The 20,885-nt window shown below is 37.9% G+C and carries 21 protein-coding genes; 5 read left to right on the forward strand and 16 right to left on the reverse strand.

The window, feature by feature from the left end:
- The 12 genes from ULVI_RS09535 to ULVI_RS09585 all read right to left on the reverse strand — a co-directional run bounded on the left by ULVI_RS09535 (nucleotide 1) and on the right by ULVI_RS09585 (nucleotide 13,823).
- The gene (locus tag ULVI_RS09535) at nucleotides 1-2,670 is read right to left on the reverse strand and encodes a YegP family protein (protein WP_068592170.1); all 2,670 of its coding nucleotides are present in this window, start codon (nucleotides 2,668-2,670) and stop codon (nucleotides 1-3) included.
- The gene (locus ULVI_RS09540) at nucleotides 2,658-5,744 is read right to left on the reverse strand and encodes a baseplate J/gp47 family protein (protein WP_068592172.1); all 3,087 of its coding nucleotides are present in this window, start codon (nucleotides 5,742-5,744) and stop codon (nucleotides 2,658-2,660) included. The genes ULVI_RS09535 and ULVI_RS09540 overlap by 13 nt, the downstream gene beginning before the upstream one ends.
- A gap of 4 nt (nucleotides 5,745-5,748) precedes the next feature.
- Nucleotides 5,749-6,159 (reverse strand): GPW/gp25 family protein, encoded by a 411-nt coding sequence (locus ULVI_RS09545; RefSeq protein ID WP_068592174.1) that lies wholly within the window; start codon nucleotides 6,157-6,159, stop codon nucleotides 5,749-5,751.
- Nucleotide 6,160: 1 nt separating this feature from the next.
- Complete coding sequence (locus tag ULVI_RS09550; protein ID WP_068592176.1) at nucleotides 6,161-6,454, reverse strand: PAAR domain-containing protein; 294 nt, start codon at nucleotides 6,452-6,454, stop codon at nucleotides 6,161-6,163.
- 422 nt (nucleotides 6,455-6,876) lie between these two features.
- Nucleotides 6,877-8,622: a type VI secretion system tip protein VgrG gene (vgrG, locus tag ULVI_RS09555; protein WP_068592178.1), complete on the reverse strand. Its 1,746-nt coding sequence runs from the start codon at nucleotides 8,620-8,622 to the stop codon at nucleotides 6,877-6,879.
- A complete protein-coding gene (locus tag ULVI_RS09560; RefSeq protein ID WP_068592180.1) occupies nucleotides 8,622-9,311 on the reverse strand; it encodes a CIS tube protein in 690 nt (229 codons plus the stop codon). The genes vgrG and ULVI_RS09560 overlap by 1 nt, the downstream gene beginning before the upstream one ends.
- Entirely contained in the window at nucleotides 9,311-9,472 is a 162-nt protein-coding gene (locus tag ULVI_RS15680) for a DUF5908 family protein (RefSeq protein WP_241780972.1), read from the reverse strand. Before ULVI_RS15680 ends, ULVI_RS09560 begins: the two co-directional genes overlap by 1 nt.
- A 1-nt stretch (nucleotide 9,473) precedes the next feature.
- Nucleotides 9,474-9,914, reverse strand: a complete 441-nt coding sequence (locus tag ULVI_RS09565) for a phage tail protein (protein ID WP_068592182.1) — start codon at nucleotides 9,912-9,914, stop codon at nucleotides 9,474-9,476.
- Complete coding sequence (locus ULVI_RS09570; protein WP_068592184.1) at nucleotides 9,914-10,351, reverse strand: phage tail protein; 438 nt, start codon at nucleotides 10,349-10,351, stop codon at nucleotides 9,914-9,916. Before ULVI_RS09570 ends, ULVI_RS09565 begins: the two co-directional genes overlap by 1 nt.
- 75 nt (nucleotides 10,352-10,426) lie before the next feature.
- Entirely contained in the window at nucleotides 10,427-12,367 is a 1,941-nt protein-coding gene (locus ULVI_RS09575; RefSeq protein ID WP_068592186.1) for a phage tail sheath C-terminal domain-containing protein, read from the reverse strand.
- An 11-nt stretch (nucleotides 12,368-12,378) separates the two neighbouring features.
- Nucleotides 12,379-13,233 carry a hypothetical protein gene (locus ULVI_RS09580; protein ID WP_068592188.1) on the reverse strand — a complete coding sequence of 285 codons (855 nt, stop codon included), beginning with the start codon at nucleotides 13,231-13,233 and terminating at the stop codon, nucleotides 12,379-12,381.
- Nucleotides 13,230-13,823, reverse strand: a complete 594-nt coding sequence (locus ULVI_RS09585) for a DUF4255 domain-containing protein (protein ID WP_068592189.1) — start codon at nucleotides 13,821-13,823, stop codon at nucleotides 13,230-13,232. The genes ULVI_RS09580 and ULVI_RS09585 overlap by 4 nt, the downstream gene beginning before the upstream one ends.
- 254 nt (nucleotides 13,824-14,077) lie before the next feature.
- On the opposite strand from ULVI_RS09585, the gene ULVI_RS09590 reads away from it, so the two are divergent.
- Genes ULVI_RS09590 through ULVI_RS09605 form a run of 4 tightly spaced genes read left to right on the forward strand, consistent with a single transcriptional unit; the run spans nucleotide 14,078 to nucleotide 16,573 of the window.
- Complete coding sequence (locus tag ULVI_RS09590; protein WP_068592191.1) at nucleotides 14,078-14,440, forward strand: hypothetical protein; 363 nt, start codon at nucleotides 14,078-14,080, stop codon at nucleotides 14,438-14,440.
- A gap of 9 nt (nucleotides 14,441-14,449) precedes the next feature.
- On the forward strand, nucleotides 14,450-15,163 hold the full coding sequence (locus tag ULVI_RS09595; protein ID WP_068592192.1) for a hypothetical protein: 714 nt from the start codon (nucleotides 14,450-14,452) through the stop codon (nucleotides 15,161-15,163).
- Nucleotides 15,139-15,927 (forward strand): sensor histidine kinase, encoded by a 789-nt coding sequence (locus ULVI_RS09600; protein ID WP_068592194.1) that lies wholly within the window; start codon nucleotides 15,139-15,141, stop codon nucleotides 15,925-15,927. Before ULVI_RS09595 ends, ULVI_RS09600 begins: the two co-directional genes overlap by 25 nt.
- Entirely contained in the window at nucleotides 15,920-16,573 is a 654-nt protein-coding gene (locus tag ULVI_RS09605) for a response regulator transcription factor (protein WP_068592196.1), read from the forward strand. Before ULVI_RS09600 ends, ULVI_RS09605 begins: the two co-directional genes overlap by 8 nt.
- Here the strand turns inward: ULVI_RS09605 and ULVI_RS09610 are convergent.
- On the reverse strand, nucleotides 16,559-17,224 hold the full coding sequence (locus tag ULVI_RS09610; protein WP_241780973.1) for an RluA family pseudouridine synthase: 666 nt from the start codon (nucleotides 17,222-17,224) through the stop codon (nucleotides 16,559-16,561). The two genes, ULVI_RS09605 and ULVI_RS09610, sit on opposite strands and share 15 nt — an antisense overlap.
- A 114-nt stretch (nucleotides 17,225-17,338) precedes the next feature.
- On the reverse strand, nucleotides 17,339-18,157 hold the full coding sequence (gene panB / locus ULVI_RS09615) for a 3-methyl-2-oxobutanoate hydroxymethyltransferase (RefSeq protein ID WP_068592200.1): 819 nt from the start codon (nucleotides 18,155-18,157) through the stop codon (nucleotides 17,339-17,341).
- 62 nt (nucleotides 18,158-18,219) lie between these two features.
- On the opposite strand from panB, the gene ULVI_RS09620 reads away from it, so the two are divergent.
- Nucleotides 18,220-18,687 carry a nuclear transport factor 2 family protein gene (locus tag ULVI_RS09620; protein WP_068592201.1) on the forward strand — a complete coding sequence of 156 codons (468 nt, stop codon included), beginning with the start codon at nucleotides 18,220-18,222 and terminating at the stop codon, nucleotides 18,685-18,687.
- A gap of 32 nt (nucleotides 18,688-18,719) precedes the next feature.
- On the opposite strand, the gene ULVI_RS09625 is transcribed toward ULVI_RS09620, so the two are convergent.
- Both ULVI_RS09625 and ULVI_RS09630 read right to left on the reverse strand, forming a co-directional pair.
- Nucleotides 18,720-19,235 (reverse strand): hypothetical protein, encoded by a 516-nt coding sequence (locus tag ULVI_RS09625; protein ID WP_068592205.1) that lies wholly within the window; start codon nucleotides 19,233-19,235, stop codon nucleotides 18,720-18,722.
- A 221-nt stretch (nucleotides 19,236-19,456) separates the two neighbouring features.
- Nucleotides 19,457-20,884: an L-serine ammonia-lyase gene (locus ULVI_RS09630; RefSeq protein ID WP_068592208.1), complete on the reverse strand. Its 1,428-nt coding sequence runs from the start codon at nucleotides 20,882-20,884 to the stop codon at nucleotides 19,457-19,459.
- Nucleotide 20,885: the final 1 nt, after the last annotated feature.

Genomic DNA, 20,885 nt, shown 5'->3' on the forward strand with positions numbered 1-20,885 from the left:
TTAAAGTTTACCTAGGTTAGTTCTGCCTAGAATGATATCTTGTTGTTCCTCGTCGTTCTCACAATTGTGTAGCTTGCCCTGTGTGTAAATAGTGTGCAGCGTGCTTACAATTTTGTTGAGACGTTTTAAGGCATTTGTGTCTTGTTTTTGTCCTTTATTGGTTTTTAATTCGAGCCATGCTTTGTAGGCTTCTTCCAATTCGACCATTTCATTTTCCTCTCCTTTGGTATCGTAACTTTTAGGATACCCAATCCAGCAGATCTTTGGAAGAATGTGTGCCGGTAATTCTTTCTGAATAAGATCTTCCATGAATTTTCTAAAATCTACATTCGAATAGCGCTCTGTCCATCCCGGAAGCACGATCGAAACTCGAAACGAATACGGGTCGATACCCTCGCAAGCTTCTTCTTCACAATTCTCGGCGCAAATCGGCATAAAGGTTTCTTTTGCAGCACCAATGGTCGTAACATCGGGACGCAATAGAATATGCTCGATGACATACATGCCTTCGTTGCTGTCGAGCGTTCGTATAAATTCAGCTACTTCCTTAATGGCGGTTTTTGCTTCGGCTTCAGAAGTATAGGTTTTAATTTTTCGAGCAATAATATGGGCTTCATCTTTTAGGTCGGGTACATTCGGATTGGTAAGATTAAAAAAGTGCTTTCCGTTCTTGTCGCGCTTAATTTCATAGTTTTCGGGAAACCTTCCGTAGTTTTTCACAGTAAGAATTTCAGCATATAAGGATGCTAACGAGTGATAGTGCTTGCTGGAAGAGGATAAAATGGTATCACCTTCATTTCTGAAACGAAAGCGGTATTCGATAATGTCATCATCATCAATTTCTTCATAGATCTCTAAAGGATCGTCAGAAAAATTTCTTCGGAAGTAATTCTTGTTTCCTGTAAGCAATGCAATTCGTTTTTCGAACGCTGAAACATTTCCCGTGTCCCACAATGCGGAAGCTTCCTGTTCAAAATAATTGAAACTGCGTGGACGTTCGCCACCAATCATGTTGTAACTCTGAAGAAATAATTCTTTTGTTCTAATTACAGCGGCATCTTTATTCGACCCGTATAGCTGTTTCATTAAAAAAGCGTATTCGCTAAAATTTTCAGCAAACCGAGCTAACAAATGATCCAGTATTTCATTGCGTCGTAGCACGGGATCATCAAGGTCTGAAAGAAGTAATTTAGTAACATCTTCATTGGCGGAATAGGCATTTGAAACCAACTCGTCACCGTTTTTAATATCGGTCACCAATTGTGTTACATAACTTTCGCTGGCAGTTCCCTGTATGCTGAATAATTCTTTTACTTTATTGAGATGTGCGAAATACGTTGCGAATATTTGATCGAAGAAGAGTAAATATCCTTTTAATTGTTTCACTTTAGCACGAGTAGCTTCTGATGCTGGAAGTTTCACCCCAAGTTCCCCAATTCCGTATACCTCTGGAAAATCGTTTTGAATGCTATTGTAATTCCCCACATCCTGAAACCGCCCTCTTGGTAGCTCCAATTTTTTACTCGCTAGAGCAGTTTCAATTAACGCTTTATCACGTGCTTCATCTGCAATACGCTGATAGGTTGCTACTTCTTGATTACTAATATTTAATGGGAGAAATCCTTTGTAATAGCTAAACGAACTTTTATCGCAGCGAGTAGGTTTGGTGTTTGCTGGAACGCACAAATTCCATATTTTTTTTGCGGTTTCAGTACCATCGCAATTATTGATTGTAATGTCTCGAATTACATCGATCCCTTCAATTTCCTGTAATAACTGTATAAGATCACTTAACCGGATCTCTTTCCGAAGCTCCGATTTCTGTAAGGCTTCTTCTTCAATAAAACCATTCCGAAGTAAAGGACCGTTAAAAATAACATCGGAGGTATACCCTTTATCTAACATTTGTTTTAGGGAAAGAAAAGGCAAAGTGGGAGATAGGTATTCATCAACCACTCGTAGTACTTCGGCATGGACTTTTTCTTCATCGGCTTGAGGCAGTAATTCGATTTGAGCACAAATGGCTACAGGATGCTCGGTAACTTCGGTAATTCCTACCAAATCTTCACAAAGGTTTCGATGTGCGTGATAGGTTGCTCGAACCTCTTTTTTAATGCGGTTGATTTCTTTTTTCCGCTTTGCTGCGGTATTAAATTGAGTGGAGTTTAAAGTATCAAGCTCAATAAGAATATCGTATAATCCGTTAATTACAAATTCTTTTCGGTACCCTTTTTCGATCGAGGGAAAAGGTTTATAGGAGAGTTCGTTGTCTTTGCAGTTCACAAAAACTGTTTTTTCATGTTTTTTGAGCCAAGCATTTTTTACTCCGTCGATATCGATACATAGCTTTCGGTAATCTAAGAGACTTACAGGTGAAACGGGTAATGCTTTTTCAGCAGTAAGAAATTGTTTGCTAAGATGATCGATTGTTTTTTCTTCTGCTAGCAGGTCTTCCATTGGCAATGCAATTCTTGCACCTAGATCGGTAATGGCATAACACAATACTTCTAAAATGGTAATTCCCGGATCGTGCGAATTATAGTCAGACCATAAATCGCTACCCATTGCTTCAATGTACTCGATGCCTTTCTTCCGAAGAAATTCGAAGTCCAGATCGTCTTGCGTCGCAGTATTTTTCGACAAGGTGCTATATGGAGTTACGGTAGACATTGAGTCGCTTTTTTAATTGATTTAGAACCGCAACTTGAAAGAATTGCCGTAACACTATGTTTTTTTGCTGAAACCAAAATGGCTTTGGCGCTCGACGGAATAATATTTGTCTGATCGGTAAGCAGGGTAGTAGCATTAATGCGGTGATCGATCCATACCGAATCTAGATAATCTACATACGGCATTTCTTCCAAATAAGAAATAAGATTACTCTTATGGAATGTAACTCCAAAATTAAGCTCGGCCGTTTCTACAAAAGCCCACGGAGACAAAAACCGTTTTATATCTTCTTCAATTTGCTTGGTGTAATAATTAGCATCGAAACCGGCATTAAATTTTACCCCAAGTGAAACAACTACTTCTTCATAATCGGGATTCACTATAGCTGCAGTAACAAAGAAGGAATTCAGCTTATTTATGTAAGTTTCAATTTCATTGCGTTGTGCCGTACTTACGCGTGGCTGATATACATCGAATGCATTTTTATGAACGATATCGGGAATCACCACAAGATTTACATTACCGGCCGAAAGAAATCGATTGCCTTGCGTATGATTTAAACATTTTACTTTATGAATATCTGGAAAATGCTGCAAGATAAGATGCTCATAATCCCATAATGAAACGGCTCGATCGCGGTGGCGAATGCGTTCACTCACACGTTGATAATAGTGCGAATCACTTTCTTCTGGAGATCCTCCAAACGAATTATATGGCTGTGATACCCCTTTTACATTCGCTTTTCGCTCGGTAAGTTTACTAATCGTTCCGGACGGAAGTCCCGTTTTTAGGTGGTTTAACGAATTGTTTTGATCTAGAAATGAAGCCGTTATTACCTGTGTATGCACATCAAGAAATCGGCATATCGAATCAAATTGTTTTACATTTCGTGCGCGTAACCAGATCATTCCTGAAGGCAATAAAGTATTGTCATCGTTTGCTTCCGGTGGAATAGTGATGATTACAATTCCAGTTTTTAAAAAGTTATCGGTCGTATCTCCAATGAGGTAGGTACTGTCTAATGGAAACCATTTATTTTGAATTAGTATGGCATACTCAATTTTTTCTGAAGCGGTAAAAGGAGGCGTGTCTGGATTTTCAGTTCCTTCTAGTAATTTAAATAAAAATGTCACCTGTTGAAGCGGTTCTGTACCAGTAAGTCCGATGTATAATTCACCTCCCGAACAATAGGTAGGCAAGAGGGTTTCATTAGCTGCGGCTTGTCCAAACGGATGTTCATGAAATAATTGAAGCGTTTCATTTTTTTCTGAAGCTGCGATAAAAGCAGTGTCACTCGCCTGGTAGGATAAAGAAATCGATTCAATTACGGGTAAATACGGAGCGTTGGGAACAGTGGTTACCGGGTCTTTTACCAACGCTAAGGTTAATGTTTTGGGATAGATTTCGTGTAAAAAAGAATGCTTCAGTCGTACCTTTAATGGTCCGTCGTGAGTTTTCGTGATTCCCTGTTTTGAAATCCTAAATTCTACTGCATGCCCTTCCGAAGTAGAAGAAAAGAGTGGAAGATTTTCAGCAGGATTTTCAGTAGGAATTACCGTATTGCTAACTGGCTGAGAAGGGGATGGCTTAAATACAGTAACTGCGGAATTCTTTACATCGGTAAAGGTGCCATTTTGCTCTAGCAGTAATTTCGCTTTAAAATAATCTTGTGTCGTAACAATGGCATTTTTTGAAGCATTTTTATATTCTGAATAATGAGATACGAATGATGCGGGCGTGTTTGCCCAAATAGCTTTTATTCGAAAACTTTTCCAAGGTTTTTGAAACAATTCCGGGTAATCGATGTAAAATGACGAATGTTTAGTAGGCTGCGTTCCAAAAGGTGGGAACGGTTTGTCGGAAGCTACTGGACCAAGATCATTTTTAAGAACTAAAGAAGTAGCTTCCGACACATCAACACTTACCGTTACTTTTTTTACTGTTTTTTGAAGCACCTGTGTATAAAAGGCATATCCCGTTTCTGAAGTTGTGTTTAGTAGAAAACGAAGTAGTGGCTTGGAGGTTGAGTACGAGGCTTCGTGAATTTTTTTCTGAAAAGGAACAATGGATTTTTCCGTTTTTTCGACCACCAATGTGAAAGTAAGGTGCTTTCCACTAAGACCAATCGTGGCAGTATTTGTTGCTATTTCTGAAGGATATAATGCCAGCCAACCTTCTTCTCCCGTTGCGGTAATCGTAAACGCCTCCATAAGCTTGTTGAGGTTGAAAGCTGCGGTGATGTTCTTTTCAAATTCAAATTGAACAACAATAGTCCGTTTTCCTTCTTGCAGGTTAAGTACCTCTGCGGCTATGGTAAAACCGATGGTAGGTGCTGGCAGCGGAGTTTCCGGTCGATACGGTGATGGATACCCAAAAGGCAACCAATACGGATCTTCTTTAAATTTAGCTCCCATTCCGTCTGCAGAGTTCACCATGGGCGCCACGTACAATCCATTTTTGTAGGGTTGTAGGCCTGTTCCTAAATTGCGATGGTGGTATATACTTTTTAATGCGCCTATTCCGGTTTTATTAAGAATACGTTCTTCGGTGGTTTGGTATTGCATTCTTTTTCCTTCGGAATCTTTTCCGCCTTCGATGAGCGTATTTGCTTCAATTCGCGCTTCTGAAGTATTTTTAGCGAGTTCAAAAATAAGATGAACACTATCTTCAATCGGAGCTTTTTTCGCTATCTGAAGCACTTTTCCGTAGTAAAAATCTAAATGTCGTTGCGTTAATGTATTGAAACGCCTTTTAGAAGTTTCGAGTAATTTCAGAAAGCATATAAAAAGCGTTAGATGTGGTGTGGTTTTTTGCGAAGATTGTAGATTTTTAATAAAAGCATCGATGGCTTCGTTTTCTATAAAAAATTGTTGCCAGTTGCCTTGCGGATTTTTTGCGTTGGTTGTATGGAAATAATGTACCTCGTTTGCAAAAGTGTAAGCGAATTGCATCCAGTCTTTTAGATCGAAATCGTTTAAATTCAGATTTTCTGGCGCAAGCGATGCCCGGTACCGTTGTTGTTGCTCGGTACCTTGATGTTGTATTAAAAAAGGATGTTCACAATTCTTTGCCATTTTGTTACAATTCAGATCCTTCTACTTTATAAAAAGGGAATACCATATTCGATCGGGAATTAGTGATTCGTATGCGGTATTCAATATTAATTCGTATTTCTCCATTTAATTCGTTGGTAGGGTCAAGGGTTATGTTGTTGACGTCGATCCTTGGTTCATGGTAAAGAATCGCAGTTTTAATAAGGTCTTTGATATATGTTTTAAGAGTGATGTCTAACGGCTGAAAAAGTAACTCTTCCAGATTGCATCCATATTCGGGAAGCATGATTCGTTCTCCCAAACGAGTAGACAAAAGAATCTCTAGACTTTTATGAATATCTACCTCACCAGTTGTCATTGTCAACTCGTTGGTATTGCTATCGAAATGTGGAGGAAAACTCCAACCGACTCCTAAAAATGTTTCTGTTGCATCCATATTATCCTCCTATTAAAACAGTGAATTCTCCTGCCATAATGCTTCCTCCATGTGCTGTTGCATCTCCTAATCGTGCGGCGGGCATTCCACCAATAAATACACTAGATGACCCAACCACAATGCTATCTGGAGGTCCCGCGCAGGTTGCCATATCTCCCATTCGTGCGGCGGGCATTCCCCCAATTAAAACCGTGGGTTCACCAGCAGGTAAGATGGGACCGCCCACATGCGGTGATGCATTCGGATTTAGCATGGGACAAACGTGAAAATCTGTGACTCTGGCTGCTGCTGGCATAGTAGTATTATTTTTTTTTTTGCATTAATCATTTCAACATTACTTCGACAGGCTCAGTATTAAGTCGTTAAAGTAGTTGGCTTTTTCTTCAATTTTTTTTATTAGTCCTTTATCATTTTACATTCGCTATTTTACCTCACTTCGACAAGCTCAGTGTGACATCATCAAAGTAGTTGGCTTTTTCTTCAATTTTTTTATTAGTCCTTTATCATTTTACATTCGCTATTTTACCTCACTTCGACAAGCTCAGTGTGACATCGTCAAAGTAGTTGGCTTTTTCTTCATTTTTTTTATTAGTCCTTTATCATTTTACATTCGCTATTTTCCTCACTTCGACAAGCTCAGTGTGACATTTTTCTTCAATTTATCTTTATCATTTTTTTAAATTTTACACTTACAACTTATTATTCACCATTCACTACTCAATTTATCTGTACCAACGATCCTTTTAATACGGCTATGGCACTGGTAGAAACTTCGGCTCCAGCGCTTCCTTCTGCTTTAAATTCGGCATTAGCGATAATTGAAACATTGGTTCCTTCTAGAGTAATATCTCCACTTGCTTTTATATTTATATCTTTCCCACTATCAAGGGTAATTCCATCACTGTCGATCGTAATTTTATTGGAGTTTTCATCTTCAATGAGAATACTTTCTTCATCTTCATCGATGACAATTTTCTTTCCTGCAGGCGTTTCCAAAGTGATCGATTTTTTCTCGTCATCGAACAGAAATTTTAGTTCACTGCGGGTGACAAATCCTTTTTCATGATTGTCGTCGGTAGCCGAAATAGGTGATGGGCGTACGCTACTGTGAAGCATTCCTAATACTACGGCATGATTAGGATCATCATTTACAAAACCAACGATTACTTCGTCACCAATTTCCGGGCGAAAAAAAGCACCCCGATCTGCTCCCGCATCTAAACTTGCCACACGCGCCCAGATTCCTTGCTCGTCTTTGTTGATAATGGGCATATTGATAAGGATGCGATCTTCTCCTTCGGGATCTTCTTCCAGCTGTGACACAACCCCAATTTGCAATCCGTTGATAGCGGGTAATAAACCTGCTGCAGGAAGATCATTTATTTCATAGGTTTCACTAAACCAAGTAGGATTCATTCCAAATTCTGCATCGACCGTCCAATTTCCATTGGCAATTTCGTGACGCACGGCATTTACAAATATGTTTCCGCTAAAGCGATCGCCTACGCCTTCCAGTTTTAAAATTGTATTTGGTTTTACCGAAGGAATTCCCTGAAACTTTACACGTCCCCGAATTTTAGATAGCTGTTGAAATAGTGCTTTGGCATCACTCCATTCTTGAAGCTGCGTTGTAGCATACGAACCTCCGTGTTTTAATTCTAAATTTTCAATTCCAAAGACATCCGCCAGATCGGAAGTACTGATGTTTCCATTTAGGGTGATGTTTGGATTGTTAGCTTCTGTTTCTACGATCGCTCCTTCCGAAGGACTCCATCCATACGAGGTAATGGTGTTGTATTGATTACGCGCGTCCATTTCTCCATCGAACGCCAATAAACTAGCTCCGAATGCCACAGTTTCAACAGGTTCTTGTGTTACATTGGGTTTCGACACAACAAGTTTTCCATTTTCAACCACACATATTTTTCCATTTGCCTGTGCGCGGGTCATGATAAAGTCCCAGTCGGATGCACGATATTGTACCAATTCATTATGTGTAAAAGAGGTGGTTTCTACGTCACTTTCTAGTCCGTTTTTAGAAATAATTTGCTCAATAATATCACTATCGGTACTATCATAAAAATAACCACTTTTTCTTCCGAGCGTCATTTTTACAGCTTCATCCCGGCATTCTACCAATAATACAGAGGTATTCTCCCGTACCTTAATGCTTTGCTTAATAATAACTCCTTTAAAAATGGATGCCTCGTCATTGTGATAACCAGCAGTAATTTCAATTTTTTTTCCAGGAATGAGCAGCTCTTCATTGCTTAGGTTAAAATCTTGTGCCGAAGCTTCCCCATCGAAAAAGACTAATTGCGCAAAAGGAATTCGATTTACTTCTTTTTCAACCATAATATTTTTCACCTGATATATAGCAGATAGTGCTTCTCCTTCAATTAATATATTGAAGGTAGTAAGGTCTGGACTTTGTGAGGTCCCTATGGTTCTGGAGTTGTTCATTAAGATACTTTTTCAATAGGTGGAAAATGAATTTTTTGTCCGGGTTTTAACCTTCGGAAATTGGTTAGTTTATTAGCAGCTGCTACCTGTAAATAATACTTCGAGTCTCCATAGATTTTAAAGGTCATTAATGGAAGCGTATCTCCTTCCATTACGGTACGAACATGTGTAAGGTCTGGAGAATTATTATTTTCTTTTGCAACTCTTAGGTCATCTTCAACAGTTCCTTTAAATTTTGCTCTCGCAACAGCCCGAAGGGGAGTGCCGTCGGGAGCGAATAGTTTAAATTCGATAGACATTTCAAGCAACGATCCTTTAAAGAGTAAAGTTCCCCACCCAATCATCACATAAAAAGGTTTGTGTTCGTCCCCGTCATAGTCGAATACCACTCGTCTAAATTTTTCAATATCGTCGATAATTCCGTCGCCATTCTTATTATCCTGTCCCTTTAGCACTCCAGTACGATCGAATAAGAATTCAAGGTCCAAATCTTCGGGAACGGTACGTACAAATTTTGGTGCCGTCGCACTGGTTCCTTGTCCTTGCGCTTCACTATACTCCACCTTGTATTTAAAAATGTATTTCTCCGGATTCAGCAGTGATGTAAATTCTCCATCTCCCGCTTTTTCGGTGAATTTATCATCTTTATACGCGGTGATTCGCAGCTTTTTTAATTCTCCTTTGCTCATTATCGTTCGTTTTTACGTTGTTGGATCCTCATAACTTGTTCCACACACGATTCGATTAATTTTGAAGTTTTGTCACCCGATTCCTTATTAGGAGTTGCATTGGTTTGTGCATAGTCGTTGACTTTGATTTTTATGTTCAGTTCTTTAATTTCAATAGGCATGTTATACGAGTGTGAAATAGTTATAGGCGAGTTCTATGGTCTCAACGGCTAATTTGTTTTCTTCGGCATTAAAATCTTCCACGGTCCATTTTACTGGATAGGCATGAACAACATTCCAAGTCATAAGAGGGTCGTGTTCTTCATTTAATAGTTTTACCGTAAGGTCGGTAGGTTCAAACTGAAAACTTTCAATAGCATCACGACACCATTGAATTACTTCAGAATCGATTACCAACCCTCTTTTTAAAACCAGATTCGGAAACTTGGTGCGTACCGGAAACTTGTGTTTAAATCGGTTTTCTCCTCCTTCCGCAAATTCTTCGGTTTCTATGTCTACGGAAAGTCCAGAAACAGATTGAAATTGCGTATCGGTTGCTTGCGATGAAATCCCGGTAAACTCCACCATGAAATGAAAACTAACCGGGGGGTAGTAATTGGCCATTAATCTCCGTTTTGAATAATTAGCCCTTCATGAGCGATTTCCATAGATTCGATGGCTGTTTCGTTACCATCCCCTTTTAGATCGGTCGATTGGATCTTAATTGGAAATGCATTTTTTACTTTCCAAACAATCACCGGTTCGTGTTCTTCATTAAGAAGTTGAATGGTAATATCTCTTCGCTCTATGGTATTCAACTTTACGGTATTCCACCATTGAAAATATTCGTTGTCATTTTTAAACGAACCTCTTTTTAAGGTGATGTTGCTGTATTTTTGAAGTCCGGGCATTTTAATTTTGCTGTATTCTGGACTTGCACCATGGCGGTATTCGATCAATTCGGTTTCTACGTCAAGTCCGGAGACTTCTGTGAATCCTATATTTGTTCCTCCCCATTCTACCGAGAAATGAAACTTTACTAATGGATATGTTTCTGCCATTGTGATGTGTTTTTAATTGTTAGTATTAAGGTTTCAAATTTTAGTGATGTATTCCTGTTCATAATTCATTAAAAATTATGCTTCCTGCATTTTATGAGAGAATTTCAATACGATAAACTCTGCCGGACGCACTACTGCCATTCCTATTTCCACGATCATGTTTCCATTAAGAATATCATCGGCAGTCATGGTCTCGCCCAAACCGATGCGCACATAAAACGCCTGATTCGGTTTTGCTCCGGCTAACGCACCGGCTCTCCATTGCAGGGTTAAAAAGTTTTCGATCATAGCCCGAACTTTTACCCAAGTGTTGGCATCGTTGGGTTCGAAGACAAATTGTTCTGTTGCTTTTTCAACCGATTCTTCTACCATATTAAAAAAGCGACGCACTGGAACATATTTCCATTCATTATCATTTCCTGCAAGGGTACGTGCGCCCCAAACGAGAATCCCTTTACCTGTAAAAGATCGAATTGCATTGATCGATTTTCCAGTGGTATGTACGTTGAGGTCTTTTTGTTCGTCATGGGTTATTTTTAAAGAAGGTTTTACCACATAGTTAACGCCCACATTTGCAGGTGCTTTCCATACACCTCGGTCATTATCTACCCGTGCGTAAATACCCGCCATAGCACTACTGGGCGGCATGATCACAGGCATCGCATTGATAGCAGTTTTTATTGCATTATACGCGGCACTGTCTGTTCCTTCAATAGCACTAAGCATCATTCCGTCGAGAGCACCGTTCGTGTCTACTCCCTGTGCTGCAGCAATGGCATCGATAAGTGTAGGGTCGATGAGATCGATCACACTTTGTAAAGCGGCATTTATTCCTGCAACAGTAGCAAGTGCTGCGGTAGATTCATTTTTTACATCAGTTCCATTTCCTGCACCTTCAATTGTTGTAATGTGTCCTTCTAAAGCGGTAATGAGGTCAGGTAGAGGCTGTCCACCTGCGGTAATCGCTGTATTAACGGCATCGGCGGCTGCAGTTGCGGCAGCTGCTGTGGGTCCATCTTCATCGGCAGCAGTTGCCGCATCATTTCCCGCGGTTACGGCATTGTTGGCTGCAGTAACAGTATTATTTAAAGCATCTACAATAGCTTGTAGTGGCGTAACAATAGAATCGGAATTGGTTAGTGCATCTCCGGCGGTCATTGCCTGTAAGGCTATATCTGCATTAGAAAGGTCTGTAGTTAAAGCGGGACTATCATTCTGTACCGATTGAATATCTAGCAATGCGGAATTAGCAGCTTCAATTTCGTCGGCAAGTGCTTGAGAATCTTCAGAGTTGTGTGTAATGGCAACAGTAGTTTCGTTGTAATGAAAGTCTAAGATTGTTTCCAAATACGGGTAATAAGCTGCTCCGTATTTTAAATAATCTTTGCCAAGACTAATACGATCTCTTAATACGAAAGAGTCGTCTTCTACATCTTCACTGGTATGGGTGTCGATAATCGTGAACCGATCCTGCATGTCATTGCATTGTAGCAGTGCATTCTGATATAAAGTGTAAAATTCTACTTCCCCTAGGATTTTAGCATCGGGAAAAAGTAGCAGTGTAGGTTCATCTTCTTTCCGAAGCGCATCTAAACCGTCATTAAGGTCATCGAAAAGCACATTGTTAGCACCACCAGTGTCGTAATTGTTTACCGAGACAATGTAACAGGGACCTCCTCCGTTCGCAAAATATAATTGCATGGCGTAGTACATGATATAAGGGGAGGGAGTGGAAGGTTGTGCCGGAACAATGGTGCGTTCTATGGTGCCATTTACAATCACATCATTGATAGTAACTGCAATGGTTGTTTCCGGTTTTGCACTTCCGAAATACGTTTCGTATTCCAGCAAGGAACTTATTCGTGTTGGTTCTCCAGTAATAGAAGCTCCCTTTTTAAGCGCAAATTCGGTGTATCCGATAAATGCCGGGATCGCTGTTTCTACCTGAGCGACAGAGGGAGGGAACTTAGATATTTCCTCCACATAAACTCCGGGTGTTTTGTACATAGTTGCCATAGTTTCGATTATTAGTTAATATATATTTCTGAAATTGTTTTTATTATAGTTCCGCCGCCATCCTTTTCGAATATGAGACGTTTGGGGGAGGCTGCCGGAAGTTCTGTTCCGTTATCTGTATATCCCACTATTCCGTTCTTAACAAGCGGCAAGGTCGTGGGATCTGTAGAATGAAGGAGTGCATTGCTAGTTGCCTGTAAGTAATTCCAAATTGTACTTCGATTCTTCAGTTGAATTTTAAATTCGGTCGGGGTTACCTTTAGTGTGTTATTTCCATTCAAGATATTCCTAGTGCCTTCATCAGCTTGCATTTGGAGGGAAATAATACCGAAAAGTCCAATCTTTTCACTGGCGGAAAGCCCTTCAGAAACAGCTTCAAAAGTCGTTTCAGAAATTGTAAAACCGGATATCGCAGTGGTTGTATTTTCTATATCTATTGTTGGAAATGAGTTTGCTTCCGAAGCAGGTTTCCGATTTGAAAAATAAAACGGTATGCTTGGAGTAGCTTTTATGGTTGAATAATTTTCGAAAAGCGGATCGGTAGTATACAGTAAAAATACTAGCGTTTCAGATTGAAGCAATGCTATAAAGGGCTCGTAAATCCCCGAATCGGGAGCAGTTTCTTTCGCTTTTGCAAATAGTGAGATGCCATGTGAGTGATGCTTAAGATGTATTTTCTGATTGTTCAGCAAGTGCTGGGTCCTTTCAGAAGGAATAATGCGCATAAACTCGTTTAATTCGTATTTCTCTAGTTGAGTTTGTTTTAGTGTTGTATCACTATCGAAAGCTATGGTGCCATTATCTAAGAAGTAATGGTGGTAGAGGTTTAAATGAAACAAAGGGCGGTATGTTATTTTAAAACTCATAAAGTCTTATTTTTAAGAGTAGCTTCAATTTGTGTGATGGGGGTTCCTTTATCGGTAATGGTGTCGCTTTCTACTTTTACGATGCTTACCTTATACAGAATGCTGGGAAGGGATTTACCACCAAGTGTTCCCCAGATATAGTTTAATTGTTCGAAGGTTGGAGTAAAGAGAGAGACGTTAAATTTGAATTCGGTTATGTGATCCAAGGTCGTAATTGTTGGATTTAGAGGTGTGTTAGTTTGCGTAAATACATTTTTACCTTGAAAGAATTCTAGGATATAAGAAACCGAGGTAATTGATCTTGTATAAACGGTTCGATTGGCAGAAAACAGAATATACACATTAAGGTGAATGGGCTTATTTTTATAGACCGTTTCCCCGTTTTTAATTCTAATATTCGGATTATTTTTTAGAGAAATCTCTTCTTCAATATTCACAAGACTAAGAACAATCTTGTCGTTCATGGTAGTAATCTCGGGGTCATCTATTTTTGCTACATTCTCAAGCACTACTAAATTGGCTTCAGATTGTTTCAATTCTAGATACTCCGAAACCTGATCTTTCAGTATTTCGAGTGTTTCGTAAATCATTACGATGAGTCTATTTGTTAGTATGTCTGAGGAGGAAGTGATTCAAAGATAGGAAATAAAACTACACGAAAATATAGGTAATTTCCTGTTAATTAATAAGTTATATATTTGGTTTAATGTGACAAACCCCTTTTGTTGTTACAGGGAAAACCCTATGTGTAGAAAGTATTTTCCCTCTTTTCGATATGAATAATAGGCGATCCAATTCAATTGTGTATTTTTATTCGCACACTAAACAACCAAATATTTTAATTATGTCTAAACCTAAAAACTGTATAACTCCTACTGAGGCCAAACAACTCCAAGAGAACTGGATGGATACACGGGCATTATATATAAAAAATGAAACGGGATCTGAAGATGTTTCGAATGTTTTTTACACTGTAGAGGAATTAGAGGAATACCTAACGTATGTAAAAAATGAATCGAAAAAGCAGGGGATCGATTCACCTGGAATACGAATTTACTTTGCAGCTTACAATGATAGTAAGTCCAAAAAAGCTACTGTATTTTTAGCTCCTACTGAAGGTGATGCTGCTTCTTCTAATACAAATTATAAATTAGATCCTTTGAATAAAGGAGTGGGTGGATGGCCTCCTGCACCTTATAAAAATTAAACCTTACCTTTGAAAGATTTTCTATTAACTGTTGTACCGATTGTTTCAGTCGAATTATTAGCGGCACTCACAGGACTTTATTTTCTTTTTAGGGCAAAAAAAAAGATAGAAACTCCCATTCGTTTTTTTATATTTTTTCTTTGTCTTACGGTAGTTGTTGAAATTACCGGAACGTATTCACCTATCGCATATTTTACGGATTATGAGTATTTTGGATTTATTAAAAATACATGGTTAGAAAAAAACTTTTGGATTTATAATATTTATTCGATTATTTCTTTTGCGGTTTATATTTCATTTTTTCTTTGGTATTTAACTAATAGGAATCAAAAAAAAATTGGCTATGCTTTACTTGTTGTATACATAATTACCTGCATTGTTAATTTAGTTTTGTCTGACGTGTTTTTGAATGCATTTTCATCTTATACCGAAGTTGTAGGAAGCATTTTAATTCTATTTGCGATTATACTTTATTATTTTCAAATGTTATACAGTGATGCAATTCTTAATTACACGAAGATGCTTCCCTTTTATATTTCGTTGGGAGCGATGTTATTATCCTTTGTATTAACACCCTTGGTTATTTATGGCCGCCATTTTGATGTTGACCGAAGTCCCGAATTTGTAGAATTGTATAAAACGCTATTGGTAGGCACAAATGTATTGGTATATTTAATCTATACTATTGGTTTTATTATATGTCTAAAGAAGAAAGACTCTTAATACTTTATTTTATAATTATCTTAGTACTGGCTGGGCTGGTGCTTGTAATTTTTTTTATTGCGTTCCAAAAGCGAAAAAATAAAATGCTTTTAGATCGTTATGAGGCGCAACAGAAATTTCAAAAAGAGATCGAACGTTCGAAATTAGAAATACAGGAACAAACCTTTAAAAACATCGCTTGGGAATTGCACGATAATGTTGGACAGTTGCTTTCGGTAGCAAGTATGCAATTAAACAAAATGCTTCAAATTACCACGGTGGAGAACCAATTGCACCTAAAAGGGGAGTTAAATGAAACTAAAACAGTCGTTAGCGAATCGTTGCAAGAAATTAGAAATCTTTCTAAACTTTTAAATAATGATGTAGTTCTTAAAAACGGACTAATAGCATCTTTAGACTTAGAAATAAAACGTTTTAATAAGCTTAATTTTTTAGAAGCTACTTTCAATATCAAAGGAGAATTGGTTGATATAAAAAGTGAACATGAAATAGTAATATTTAGAATCTTGCAGGAGTTTTTTTCGAATGTGACAAAGCATGCAAAAGCAAGTAAATTATTTGTACATTTAACCTACGAGGAGCAAGCACTTGAAATTATAGCAGGTGATGATGGTGTAGGATTTGATCTTGAAACTCAAAATTCTAATTCAGGAATGGAAACAATGAAAAGCCGTGCAGAACTGTTAAAAGCAACCTTTTCAATTAGTTCTAAACCAGGACAAGGAACCTTACTAACGCTAACTTATCCATACCAATATGAGTAATACCAAATCGAAAAATGTGGTAATTGTAGATGATCATTTGCTTTTTGCGGGATCACTTGAACAACTAATAGATACTTTCGATGGATATCATGTGCTCTATCATGCAAAAAATGGAAAAGATCTAATACTTCAACTAAAAGCGGTGGATCAATGCCCAGATATTGTGTTACTCGATATTAATATGCCTGTAATGAATGGTGTGGAAACTATGGAATGGCTCACAGCGAATTATCCCGAAATTAAAGTTTTAGCTCTTTCAATGGAAGACGAAGAAACAACAATCCTAAAGATGTTGATGAATGGAGCTAAAGGCTATTTACTGAAAGATATTCATCCCGAAAAATTAAAAGAGGCCTTAGATGAAACCATCGAGAAAGGATACTATCATTCCGAAAAAGTTTCGGCGACCTTATTGCGATCTTTACAACCGAATGTTCCCAGTATTGAAGACAGTTTTAAAGAAAATGAATTAATCTTTATGAAGCTGGCGTGCAGCGAAATGACATACAAAGAGATCGCAGGAAAAATGAATTTAAGTCCGAAAACGATCGACGGTTATCGACAGGAATTATTTAACCGACTTGAAATAAAGAACAGAGTAGGATTAGTGATCTATGCATTAAAAAATAATTTAGTCAGCATTTAAACAGGCGTTCCAGATCGCATCGTTAGGGGGCGGTGCTGTAATAGTAAGTGGTTCCTTTTGTACCGGATGTACAAATGTTAATGATCTTGCATGTAAATGAATACTCCCATCTTTATTACTTCTATCAAAACCATATTTTAAATCTCCTTTAATGGGGCTGCCAATAGCCGATAACTGCGACCGGATCTGATGATGTCGTCCAGTTTCTAGGTCAACTTTCATTAACGCATACCGATCTAATTTTTTTTCTACGGAATAATGCAAAATTGCTTTTTTACTGTCGGGTACTTCGTTACTATGCGCATACGATTTATTTTGTTTTGCATTCCGCTTCATATAATGCACTAATGTTCCTGATGTTTCTTTTGGAATTTCCTGTACCACAGCCCAATAAGTCTTTTCAGTTTTTCTTTCTGAAAATAATTTATTTAAACGTGTAAGCGCTTTTGAAGTTCTTGCAAAAACTACAATACCACTCGTCGGGCGATCCAGTCTATGTACTACACCTAAATAAACTGCGCCAGGTTTGTTGTACTTTTCAGAAATGTAAGATTTAACTACTTCAGAAAGTGGTTTGTCTCCTGTTTTATCCCCCTGTACTATATCGCCGGGACGTTTGTTTACAATGAGTAAATGGTTGTCCTCAAACAATACCTGAAGGTTGTCTTTGGTACTAAATATTTTATGTGTCGGTTTTTTTTGGATACTTCAAGAATTACGATGAACAGACAGAAGGTATTTTTTTGAATACTTTGTTTTTAACTACTAGTATTGCTCCTTGTCATTAGGGAAATCGCTGCTTTTTACATCATCAATGTACTGCTTAAATGCGTTAGTCATTTCTGCATACATATCGAGGTAGCGACGTAAAAATCGGGGATTAAACTCGTAGGTCATTCCTAACATATCATGTGTGACTAATACTTGCCCGTCAACTCCATTTCCTGCACCAATTCCAATAATTGGGATCGTTAAACTTTTGGCTACTTCTTCTGCTAAAGCGGCAGGAACTTTTTCAAGTACAATTGCAAAACAACCGGCTTTTTCTAAAAGTAATGCATCAGCTTTTAATGTTTCGGCTTCCTCTTCTTCTTTAGCACGTACTGTGTAGGTTCCAAATTTATAGATCGATTGTGGCGTGAGTCCTAGATGTCCCATTACTGGAATACCTGCGTTCAGAATTCGTTTAACCGATTCTTTAATTTCTTTTCCACCTTCTAACTTCACCGCATGGCCGCCACTTTCTTTCATAATTCGAATGGCAGAACGAAGCGCTTCTTTAGGATCGCTTTGATAACTTCCGAAGGGAATATCTACAACCACTAAACTGCGCTCTATAGCTCGTACCACCGACGTAGCATGATAGATCATTTGATCTAATGTAATAGGTAGAGTCGTTTCATGTCCTGCCATAACGTTCGAAGCCGAATCGCCCACAAGAATGACATCAATGCCTGAGCCATCTACTATTTTTGCCATGGTATAATCATAGGCGGTAAGCATAGAGATCTTTTCTCCTCTTTTTTTCATATCTACCAATGTTTTTGTGGTGATACGCTTATATTCTTTTTTGGCTACAGACATATTATAATGAATTAAAAAGTAAAAGTACTAAATTTGACATTCACTCTTTATGCTAATCTATTATGAAGTATCTGTTTTTTTTAATTGTTACAGGAATTAGTACCCTTAGTTTTTCTCAAAATGAACTTTCTGAGGCAAATGCAAAGTTGTTTATCGATGTATTTTTCGATGGTTTTCATAGTGGCGATACGTTAAAAATGAAATCTGTAATGATGCCAAACATGATGATGCAAAGTGCCTATGTTCAAAGTGATGGAGAAAATAAGGTGCGTTATTCCCGAGGTAGCGATTTTCTTAAAGTAATAGCTGCTAGACCTGAAGGTCAAGTTTGGGACGAACAAATTCTTGGTTACGAAGTACTTTCAGACGGGAATCTGGCACATGTCTGGACACCGTATCGATTTTATGTGGACGGAAAATTTAGTCATTGCGGAGCTAATTCGTTTACACTAGTATATACCGATGAAAGTTGGAAAATACTTAATATTATAGACTCTCGTAGAGTGGGAAGTTGTGAAAAAGAGGAATAACTTTTACATGAATTTTTTCGTCTAAAAACGGATTAATTATCAAAGTTAATTCCGGCAACAGTATGTAGTGCTTCATTCTTTTTTCGTTGAAATGCAGGCGATTGTTCAAAGAGTATTTTTATTTGGTTATCCCAGTCGTTGACAATATCAAAATAACTCGAATTTACTTTCGACATAATAATTCCACAATCATTGCAAACATGTTCTGTATACTCTAAGAAGTAATGTGCAAATTCATGATAAGCGACAACTTTTACAATTTCTTCATCTAAAAGTGTAACCCAATTAACTACAATATTTTCAATATTGCCTTGTTTATTTCGTTGCACCATTCCTAGAGTGGAGCCATGAAGAGAGGTCTGTAATGTATCGACAATAGCAATGTTTTTTAATTTAAATAATTTCTCGTGGTAATCAATATTATATTCTTTACATAACTCAAAGAAATTGTCTAAATGACTTTTTAATCTACCATCAATGGAGACGTTTTGTGCACTTAGATTTTGAATAGAACAAAGAAATACGAGGGCTAAAAAAAGTATTCTCATAAGTAGGAATTTAGAGTGAAACATAAGATTTGGGGAAATCTCTTACCTTAAATTAACTAAATGCCTTCTAACTTATTGCAGACTAAAGTGTTAAATGTGTGATTTATGAAGAATATTCTTACATTTTTAAAGATAAAAATAGTTTTTTGTCGATTATTTACGCTTTTAAGCGGTAAAATAAAGATATTTTATAATTTAACTGTAGTCGTTTATATGAATTATTAACAATCACTCATATTTACCTGTACCGCCAATCCACCTTCACTCGTTTCTTTGTATTTACTCGTCATATCTTTAGCAGTTTCCCACATGGTAGTGATTACTTTATCAAGTGGAACCTTTGCTTTGGTAGGATCATTATCTAAAGCCATTTCGCATGCATTAATTGCTTTAATAGCGCCCATTGCATTGCGTTCAATACACGGAATTTGCACCAACCCGCCAATAGGATCGCAGGTAAGTCCTAAGTGATGTTCCATGGCAATTTCAGCAGCCATTAATGCATGTTCTGGAGAGCCTCCCATTAATTCGGTTAACGCACCAGCCGCCATAGCAGATGATACTCCAATTTCTGCTTGGCATCCACCCATAGCGGCAGAAATCGTAGCCCCTTTCTTAAAAATACTACCAATTTCTCCAGCAGTTAATAAAAACCGTTTAATATCTTGAAAGTTTGCATCGTGATTTTCAATAACGAGGTAGTACATTAATACAGCAGGGATTACTCCAGCACTTCCGTTGGTAGGTGCTGTTACAACTCTTCCTAACGATGCATTTACTTCGTTTACTGCGAGGGCAAAGCAGGACACCCATTTAAGAATTTGCCTAAATTTTACTTCTGTATTGCGAATGGCGCTTATCCATTCTACAGCATTTGTATATTTTTTATCTTCTGGAAGCAAATTCTTATGTACATTATATGAGCGTCTTACTACATTAAGGCCTCCAGGTAAAATACCTTCTGTGTGGCAGCCTGTGTACATAGAATCTAACATTACATCCCATATTGCTTTAAGTCCGTCATCGATTTCATCATCAGAACGCAAAGAACGTTCATTGGCTAAAACTATTTCAGAAATAGATTTTCCTTCAGACTTACAATATGCGATGAGTTCGGTTGCTTTCTCTACAGGAAACGGAAAATGCGAAAACTCTTCAATTTTCTTTTTTGCTCTTTTTCGTTCTTTTTGTACCACAAATCCGCCACCAATAGAGTAGTAGGAAGCTGATGTTTTTTTGCCATTTTTCAATAAGGCTCTAAATGTTATGCCATTAGGATGAAACTCTAGAAATTTTCGTTGGAATGTAATGTGTTCCTTCGGAATAAAAGAAATTCGTTTTTCACCATTTAGCATAAGAACTTTATGTTCGCTTATTAGGTCGATCTCTTTCTGAAGGTTTTCTATTGGAAAGGTAATTGGATCGAACCCTGAAAGTCCAGACATAACAGCAATGTCTGTTGCATGCCCTTTCCCTGTAAGTGATAAAGAGCCATATAGATCTACTGAAATCGATTCGATAAGGTCGAAATTCCCATTCTTTTTTAAATGTTCTATCCATCGCCCGGCAGCTCGCCAAGGACCTAATGTGTGAGAACTAGAAGGGCCTACACCAATCTTTAACATGTCGAAAACGCTGATACTTTCCATA

Source organism: Cochleicola gelatinilyticus (assembly GCF_001637325.1).
Taxonomy (GTDB): domain Bacteria; phylum Bacteroidota; class Bacteroidia; order Flavobacteriales; family Flavobacteriaceae; genus Cochleicola; species Cochleicola gelatinilyticus.